The organism is Agromyces binzhouensis (genome assembly GCF_004135055.1).
Classification (GTDB): Bacteria; Actinomycetota; Actinomycetes; order Actinomycetales; family Microbacteriaceae; genus Agromyces; species Agromyces binzhouensis.
This window is the reverse complement of the sequence record NZ_SDPL01000005.1, coordinates 20,931-29,505: the sequence shown is the minus strand read 5'-3', so window position 1 is coordinate 29,505 and position 8,575 is coordinate 20,931. Positions and strand designations below refer to the sequence as shown.

General features: G+C 70.9%; 6 protein-coding genes. 4 read left to right on the top strand and 2 right to left on the bottom strand.

Annotated elements, in window-relative coordinates:
* Together ileS and ESO86_RS01005 are read right to left on the bottom strand one after the other, a co-directional pair.
* The coding region (gene ileS, locus ESO86_RS01010; RefSeq protein WP_242492138.1) for an isoleucine--tRNA ligase at positions 1-3,045 on the bottom strand (3,045 nt) is incomplete at its 3' end.
* Between the two features lie 277 nt (positions 3,046-3,322).
* Positions 3,323-3,673 carry a GntR family transcriptional regulator gene (locus ESO86_RS01005; RefSeq protein WP_165307189.1) on the bottom strand — a complete coding sequence of 117 codons (351 nt, stop codon included), beginning with the start codon at positions 3,671-3,673 and terminating at the stop codon, positions 3,323-3,325.
* Between the two features lie 90 nt (positions 3,674-3,763).
* Between ESO86_RS01005 and ESO86_RS01000 the strand changes: the two genes are divergently transcribed.
* From ESO86_RS01000 to ESO86_RS00985, 4 genes are all read left to right on the top strand, one after another.
* Positions 3,764-5,104, top strand: a complete 1,341-nt coding sequence (locus ESO86_RS01000; RefSeq protein ID WP_242492137.1) for an MFS transporter — start codon at positions 3,764-3,766, stop codon at positions 5,102-5,104.
* Positions 5,105-5,291: 187 nt separating this feature from the next.
* Positions 5,292-7,886, top strand: coding sequence for a valine--tRNA ligase (valS, locus tag ESO86_RS00995; protein WP_129233037.1), 2,595 nt, complete (start codon positions 5,292-5,294; stop codon positions 7,884-7,886).
* Entirely contained in the window at positions 7,883-8,329 is a 447-nt protein-coding gene (locus tag ESO86_RS00990) for a GNAT family N-acetyltransferase (protein ID WP_129233036.1), read from the top strand. The genes valS and ESO86_RS00990 overlap by 4 nt, the downstream gene beginning before the upstream one ends.
* A complete protein-coding gene (locus ESO86_RS00985) occupies positions 8,329-8,559 on the top strand; it encodes a hypothetical protein (protein WP_129233035.1) in 231 nt (76 codons plus the stop codon). The genes ESO86_RS00990 and ESO86_RS00985 overlap by 1 nt, the downstream gene beginning before the upstream one ends.
* Positions 8,560-8,575 lie beyond the last annotated feature (16 nt).

The window sequence follows — 8,575 nt, the reverse complement described above, 5'->3', positions numbered from 1 at the left end:
GGGCGTGGTGCGCACGGCGAGGATCGCGAAGCCGCCGTCGGCGAGGAGGCCGAGCGCGTTGCCGCCGTCGGCACCGCCGCTCGCCTCGAGCACGAGCTCGTACTCGCCCGGCTCGAGCGCGATACCGCCGGCCACGACCGCGTCGCCGTCGACCGACCAGTCGCCGCCGCGGGCCGCCTGGATGGCCTGCTGCACCTGCTTGCCGAGTCGCGGGCCCGCCGCGCGGGCGTTCACAGTGAGGCGCTTGGTCACGCCGTAGGCCGCTGCGCTCGAGTCGTCGAGCTCGACGAGGTCGACGCGCTTGACGTTGAGCTCGTCGCGCAGGATCGACTCGAACGGCGCGAGGCTCGCGGCATCCGTCGTCACGACCGTGAGCGACGCGAGCGGCAGGCGCACGCGGCGACCGGCCTGCTTGCGGAGTGCGAGCACCGCACCGGTGACCTCGCGCACGGCGTCCATCGCGGCGACGAGGTCGCCGTCGGCCGGGAACTCGTCGGCGACCGGCCAGTCGGCCAGGTGCACGCTGCGACCGCCCGTGAGTCCGCGCCAGACCTTCTCGGTCACGAGCGGCAGCATCGGTGCCGCGAGGCGCGTGAGCGTCTCGAGCACCGTGTAGAGCGTGTCGAACGCCTCGGCGCCCGAGCCGTCGGCACCCACGCCCTGCCAGAACCGTTCGCGCGACCGGCGCACGTACCAGTTCGTGAGCACGTCGCCGAAGTCGCGGAGCTTCTGCGAGGCGAGCGTCGTGTCGAAGTCCTCGTAGTCGGCCGTGACGGCCTCGACGAGGTCGCGCAGCTTGGCCAGCAGGTACCGGTCGAGCACGTCGGTCGACGAGGTCGAGCGGGAGGCCTCGTAGCCGCCCTCCCTCGCCGTGTTGGCGTACAGGGAGAAGAAGTACCACGTGCTCCAGAGCGGCAGCATGAGCTGGCGCACGCCCTCGCGGATGCCCTCCTCGGTGACCACGAGGTTGCCGCCGCGCAGCACGGGGCTCGACATGAGGAACCAGCGCATCGCGTCGGATCCGTCGCGCTCGAACACCTCGGAGACGTCGGGGTAGTTTCGCAGCGACTTCGACATCTTCTGCCCGTCGCTGCCGAGCACGATGCCGTGGCTCACGACGTTCTTGAACGCCGGGCGGTCGAAGAGCGCGGTCGCGAGCACGTGCATGACGTAGAACCAGCCGCGCGCCTGCCCGATGTACTCGACGATGAAGTCGGCCGGGTTGTGGGTGTCGAACCAGTCCTCGTTCTCGAACGGGTAGTGCACCTGAGCGAAGGGCATCGAGCCCGAGTCGAACCACACGTCGAACACGTCGTTGATCCGGCGCATCGTCGACTTCCCGGTCGGGTCGTCGGGGTTCGGCCGGGTGAGCTCGTCGATGTACGGGCGGTGGAGGTCGGGCTCGCCCTCCGGGTTGGTCGGCACGCGGCCGAAGTCGCGCTCGAGCTCCTCGAGCGAGCCGTACACGTCGACGCGCGGGTACTCGGGGTCGTCGCTCTTCCACACCGGGATCGGCGAGCCGAAGTAGCGGTTGCGGCTGATCGACCAGTCGCGGGCGTTGCCCACCCACTTGCCGAACTGGCCGTACTTGACGTTCTCGGGGACCCAGGTGATGTCCTCGTTGAGCTCGCTCATGCGGTCGCGGAACTCGGGGACGCGCACGAACCAGCTGGAGACCGCCTTGTAGATGAGCGGGTTCCGGCAGCGCCAGCAGTGCGGGTACGAGTGCTCGTAGCTCGCCTGGCGGAGCAGGCGCCCTTCGGCCTTCAGCAGCTGCGTGAGCGGCTTGTTCGCGTCGGACCAGAGCAGGCCGGCGACATCCGTCACCTCGGGGAGGAACCGGCCCGAGTCGTCGACCGAGATCACGACGGGGATGCCGTGCGCCTCGCAGACCTTCTGGTCCTCCTCGCCGTAGGCGGGAGCCTGGTGGACGATGCCCGTGCCGTCCTCGGTCGTGACGTAGTCGGCCAGGAGCACGCGCCAGGCGCGCTCGAGGCCGAACCGCTCGACGTCGGCGTAGTAGTCGAACAGGCGGTCGTAGGTGACGTCCTCGAGCTCGGCGCCGACCACGGTGCGCGACACGGCCGCGCGCGCCTCGTCGGCCGAGTCGTAGCCGAGGTCCTTCGCGTAGTTGCCGACGAGGTCGAGCGCGAGCAGGTACTCGGCGCCCAGCACCTCGGTGTCGTCGGGGCCGCCCGGGGCGTGCTCGCGGAGCACGGTGGCGTCGGGTGTGCCGTTCGGGCCGGCCGGCACGACTGCGTAGGTGATCTCGGGCCCGACGGCGAGCGCGAAGTTCGTGGGCAGGGTCCAGGGCGTGGTCGTCCAGGCGAGCGCCCGCACCGCGGTGAGGCCGAGGGCCTCGGCCTTCGGGCCGGTGAGCGGGAACGTGACCGTGACGGTCTGGTCCTGGCGCGGCTTGTAGACGTCGTCGTCCATGCGCAGCTCGTGGTTCGACAGCGGCGTCTGGTCGCGCCAGCAGTACGGCAGCACGCGGTGGCCCTCGTAGGCGAGGCCCTTCTCGTGCAGCGTCTTGAACGCCCAGAGCACGGACTCCATGAAGGTCACGTCGAGCGTCTTGTAGTCGTTCTCGAAGTCGACCCAGCGCGCCTGGCGGGTGACGTAGTCCTGCCACTCCTCGGTGTACCGGAGCACGGCCTCGCGCGCGGCACGGTTGAACGCGGCGATGCCCATCTCCTCGATCTGCATCTTGTCGGTGATCCCGAGCTGGCGCTCCGCCTCGAGCTCGGCGGGCAGGCCGTGGGTGTCCCAGCCGAAGCGGCGGTGCACCTGCTTGCCGCGCATGGTCTGGAAGCGCGGGAAGACGTCCTTCGCGTAGCCGGTCAGCAGGTGGCCGTAGTGCGGCAGGCCGTTGGCGAACGGAGGGCCGTCGTAGAAGACCCACTCCTCGGCGCCCGCGCGCTGGTCGATCGAGGCCTGGAACGTGCCGTCGGCCTTCCAGTGCGCGAGCATCTCCTGCTCGATCGCCGGGAAGGACGGCGACGGCGTGACGGACTGCTGCTCGGGGTCGTGGCCCTTGGGGTACAACGCTCGCTCCTGCTGGATCTCGCCGGTTCACGAGGACGGCCGGCTCGTCGAGCCCAACCGCGGTACCACCCCGCTTGTCCCGGCGATGCGGGACCTCTCGTTCGTCAGCTGTGACGGGCTGGACCCGTTCGGTTCTAGTGACGAGACGGATGCCGAGGCGCCCGTTCCGCGTTCTTCCGAAGACTCCCCGGTGATGGCCGGATCGATGTCGTTGCCGTCAATGGTACCGCGCGCTCCCCCCGCGTCGCGCGCCGGCACCGAGCCACTCCAGGACGGCTCAGCGCCAGGCCCCGCGGACGAGGGCGAGCAGTGCCTCCCGGTCCACGCCGTTTAGCCGGGCCTCGTCGACGAGGTCGTGGATGGCGCCGGCCAGCGCCGTGTGGTGGCCCAGCCGCTTCGCGACCGTCGCGCCCCGGCCGGGATGCAGGTCGATGAAGCCCTCCTCCCGGAGCAGCCGGTACGCGCGGAGTGCGGTGTTGACGTTCACGCCGAGCTGCTCGGCGAGCCCGCGGGCGGGCGGCAGTCGCTCGCCGAACCCGATCCGACCGTCGACGATCGCGGCGCGGAGGGCGGCGGCGAGCCGTTCGAAGATCGGCCCCGGGGCGGCGGCGTCGAGCGTGATGCGCACCGACCGATGGTAGCACTTGCGATAGCCGCGATAGCACATCTATCGCATTCGGCTTGTCGAGGCATCCGCTCGCTGTCAAGATGGCTCCCCGTGACCACCGAAGCCCCATCCCCTGCTTCCCTTCCCGCCTCGTCGTCGCCCGTCCGGCGCGTCGCCTGGGCGTCCATGATCGGCACGTCGCTCGAGTCCTTCGACTTCTACGTGTTCGCGTACTTCAGCGCCTACTTCATCGGCCCGCTGTTCTTCGACCCGCTCGGGCAGTTCGGCGGCACGCTCGCCGCGTTCGCCACGATCGGCGTCGCGTTCGTCGTGCGCCCGCTCGGCGCCGCGATCTTCGGCCACATGGGCGACCGGCTCGGCCGGCGCGCCACCCTGCTCTGGACCATCGGCATCATGGGCGTCGCGACCGGCCTCATCGGCCTGCTCCCGACGTACGCGCAGGCCGGATGGCTCGGCGCCGTGCTGCTCGTCCTGCTGCGCGTGGCGCAGGGCCTCTCGCTCGGCGGCGAGTGGGGCGGTTCGATCCTCCTCGCGACCGAGCACTCCAGCCCCGTCAAGCGCGCCTTCTACGCGGCGGTGCCGCAGCTGGGCTCGCCCGTCGGCTCGATCCTCTCGGCGGTCGTGTTCATCGTGATGACGCTCGCCCTTCCGGCCGAGGAACTCGCGGCGTGGGGCTGGCGCATCCCGTTCCTCCTCGCGATCCCGCTCCTCGCCGTCTCGCTCTACCTCCGCCTGACCATCGACGAGACGCCCGTCTTCAAGGCCGTCGTCTCGGAGCAGCGTCGCGACCGCGTGCCGTTCGCCACGATGTTCCGCGCGCAGCCCAAGGCCCTCGTCATCGCGTTCGGTGCGGCCCTTCTCGGCATCGGCTCGTACTCGCTGATGAACACGTACACGATCAACTACGGCGTGACGACGCTCGGCTTCAGCTTCCAGGACCTGCTCGTGGCGACCACGATCGGCGGGCTGCTGCAGCTGATCACGATCCCGCTGTTCGGCCGGTGGGCGACGCGAGTCGGCTCGGCGAAGGTCGTCGCGTACGGCGCCCTCGGAACGCTGCTCATCACCTTCCCGATGTACTGGCTGCTGCAGTTCGCGAGCTTCCCGGTCCTGGTCGGCACGATGATCGTCGGAGGCATCCTGCCGACGATGTCGTGGGCGGCCCTCGGCGGGCTCATGAACGACCTGTTCGCCGACCACTACAGGTACTCGGCGCTCTCGGTCGCCTACGCGGTCGCGGCGGCGGTCAGCGGATTCATCCCGCTCGTGACGACGCTGCTCGGCGAGTCGACCGGATACGTCTGGTGGCACCCCGGCGTCGTCCTCGCGCTGCTCTCCGCGATCACGCTGGTCTCCGCGTGGGCGGCGAACCGTGTCCGACACGCGCCGATCTCCGAGGACGGCCGCGAGGTGGCGCCCGCGAGCGTCTGAGACCGGGGAACCGGGGGCGGATGCCGCGGCGCGCGCTCGCGGCATCCGCCCCCGCCGGCTCCGACGGCACGCACGCCGCCCGCGTCCCCGCAGGTCACGGCGGATTCCCACGACTCCGGTAGGCTGGACTGTCGCATATTCAGGCACCCCAGTGGACTCGGTGCCGCACATACCGAACCGGAGCATCATGACCGACACCGCGCGCATCCCCGACAAGCCCGCACTCGAGGGCCTCGAATCCAAGTGGGGCGGCGTCTGGGAGACCGAGGGGACCTACCGGTTCGAACGCGAGGGCGCGACCCGCGAGGCCATCTACTCGATCGACACGCCGCCGCCCACCGCCTCCGGCTCGCTGCACATCGGCCACGTCTTCTCCTACACGCACACCGACGTCATGGCGCGATTCCAGCGCATGCGCGGCAAGCACGTGTTCTACCCGATGGGCTGGGACGACAACGGCCTGCCCACCGAGCGCCGCGTGCAGAACTACTACGGCGTGCGCTGCGACCCGACCCTGCCGTACGAGGCCGACTTCACGCCGCCGTTCGAGGGCGGCGAGGGCAAGAGCGTCAAGGCCGCCGACCAGAAGCCGATCAGCCGCCGCAACTTCATCGAGCTGTGCGAGCGGCTGACCGTCGAGGACGAGCAGCAGTTCGAGGCCCTCTGGCGCCAGCTCGGCCTCTCGGTCGACTGGACGCAGACCTACCGGACCATCGCCGACGAGGCCCTGTTCACGTCGCAGCTCGCCTTCGTCCGCAACGTCGAGCGCGGCGAGGCCTACCAGGCCCTCGCCCCGACCCTGTGGGACGTCACGTTCCGCACCGCCGTCGCGCAGGCCGAGCTCGAGGACCGCGAGCAGCCCGGCCACTACCACCGCGTGGCGTTCGCCAAGCCCGACGGCGGTCACGTCGAGATCGAGACCAGCCGGCCCGAGCTCATCCCCGCGTGCGTGGCGCTCGTGGCGCACCCCGACGACGAGCGCTACCAGCCGCTCTTCGGCACGACCGTGACCACGCCCGTCTTCGGCGTCGAGGTGCCCGTCGTGGCGCACCACCTCGCGCAGAAGGACAAGGGCACCGGCATCGCGATGATCTGCACCTTCGGCGACGTGACCGACGTCGTCTGGTGGCGCGAGCTCGACCTTCCGAACCGCGCGATCATCGGCTTCGACGGCCGCATCATCGCCGAGGCGCCGGAGGCGATCGCGACGGAGGCCGGGCGCGAGGCGTACGCGAAGCTCGCGGGCAAGACCGCGTTCTCCGCCAAGCAGGCCGTCGTGGAGCTGCTCCGCGAGAGCGGCGACCTCCTCGCCGACCCGAAGGCGATCACCCACCCGGTGAAGTTCTTCGAGAAGGGCGACCGTCCGCTCGAGATCGTCTCGACCCGTCAGTGGTACGTGGTGAACGGCGCGCGCGACGAGGCGCTCAAGGATCGCCTGCTGGAGCGCGGCCGCGGGATCGACTGGCACCCCGACTTCATGCGGGTGCGCTACGAGAACTGGGTCGGCGGGCTCTCCGGCGACTGGCTGATCTCCCGGCAGCGCTTCTTCGGCGTCCCGATCCCCGTGTGGTACCCCGTCGACGCCGCGGGGAACCCGGTGTTCGACGAGCCCATCGTCGCCACGCGCGAGATGCTGCCCGTCGACCCGTCCTCGACGGCGGCGCCCGGATACGACGAGTCGCAGCGCGGGCAGGCCGGCGGCTTCATCGGCGAGCACGACGTCATGGACACCTGGGCGACCTCCTCGCTGACGCCGCAGCTCGCGGGCGGCTGGGAGCGCGACCCCGAGCTGTTCGACCTCGTCTTCCCGTACTCGCTGCGCCCGCAGGGCCAGGACATCATCCGCACGTGGCTCTTCTCGACGGCGCTGCGCGCCGAACTCGAGCACGGCGTCGCGCCCTGGTCGAACGCCGCCATCTCGGGCTTCATCGTCGACCCCGACCGCAAGAAGATGTCGAAGTCGAAGGGCAACGTCGTCACGCCCGCCGGCCTGCTCGACCAGCACGGCGCCGACGCGGTGCGCTACTGGGCGGCGTCCTCCCGACTCGGCACCGACGCGGCATTCGACCCGCAGAACCCGACGCAGGTGAAGATCGGCCGGCGCCTCGCCATCAAGGTGCTGAACGCCGCGAAGTTCATCCTCGGCTTCGAGGGCGCAGCGGATGCCGCGGTGACCGTGCCCGTCGATCGCAGCATGCTGGCCGGGCTCGCGACGGTCGTCGACCAGGCGACGCGCGCGCTCGAGTCCTACGACCACGCGCGCGCCCTCGAGGTCTCCGAGACGTTCTTCTGGACCTTCTGCGACGACTACCTCGAGCTCGTGAAGGAGCGCGCGTACGGCGAGGCGAGCCCCGAGCAGGCCTCGGCGGTCGCTGCGCTCAAGACCGCGCTCAGCGTGCTGCTGCGGCTGTTCGCGCCGGTCATCCCGTACGCCGCGGAGGAGGCCTGGAGCTGGTCGAACCCCGGATCGGTGCACGTGGCCGACTGGCCGGCCGTCGACGAACTCGCCGCGCGCGGCGAGGCGGGCGTCGAGCTGCTCGAGCTCGCGAGCCTCGCACTCACCGGCATCCGGCGCGCGAAGACCGATGCGAAGGCCTCGCAGAAGACGCCGGTCGCGAGCGCCGTGATCGCCGCACCCGCCGCCGCGACCTCGCTCCTCGCCTCGGCCGCGAGCGACCTGCGCGCCGTCGGCCGCATCGCCGACCTCCGCTTCGAGGAGGCCGAGGTGCTCGAGGTGCGCGACGTCGTGCTCGAGGTCCCGAGGGAGGAGGCGAGCGCATGAGCGTGACCGTGCGGGACGTCGCGGACAACGACTTCTTCGCCTGGCTGCCCCTGTTCGACGCGTACTGCGCGAACCGCGGACGCAGGCTCGACGACACCAAGGCGCTCATCGTCTGGAGCTGGATCCAGGACCCGCGGAACGCGCTTCGCGCGGCGGTCGCGGTCGACGACGAGGGCACCCTCGTCGGTCTCGTGCATGCGCACCCCGAACCCCGCACCCTCGACGCGAGCATCGGCATCGTCGTGGACGACCTCTACGTCGTCGAGGCGCACCGCCGGCACGGCGTCGCCGGACGGCTCCTCGAACGCGTCCGCGCGCTGGCGGGCGAACTTCATGCGACGCGCATCACCTGGACCAGCGACCCCGGTGACGTCGACGGGCTGCGCCTCTCCGACGAGATCGCCCGCCGCTCCCCCGGGATCGCGTTCGAGATGGAGATCTGATGCAGTTGGGCACACGTTGGGCCTTCGGCGACGAGCCGCCGCGATCCGTGCCGATGGAGCTCCGCCCCGGCATCGCCGCGGCCGAGTCCGGCACCCCCGACGGCGCCGGCCGGCATTGGACGCTGACGTGGCTGGAGGGCCGGCCGATCGCCGAGCTCGACGACGGCACGGTCGTGACGCTCGAGCACCCGAGCGGTGGCGGCGCCGTCGACGACGGCGACGACTGGTAGGACGGCGGGCGGGCGG

Bases quoted from the DNA above. Each gene is read 5' to 3' on its own strand.
- valS (WP_129233037.1), top strand. From the start codon at position 5,292: ATGACCGACACCGCGCGCATCCCCGACAAGCCCGCACTCGAGGGCCTC.
- ESO86_RS00990 (WP_129233036.1), top strand. From the start codon at position 7,883: ATGAGCGTGACCGTGCGGGACGTCGCGGACAACGACTTCTTCGCCTGG.
- ESO86_RS00985 (WP_129233035.1), top strand. From the start codon at position 8,329: ATGCAGTTGGGCACACGTTGGGCCTTCGGCGACGAGCCGCCGCGATCC.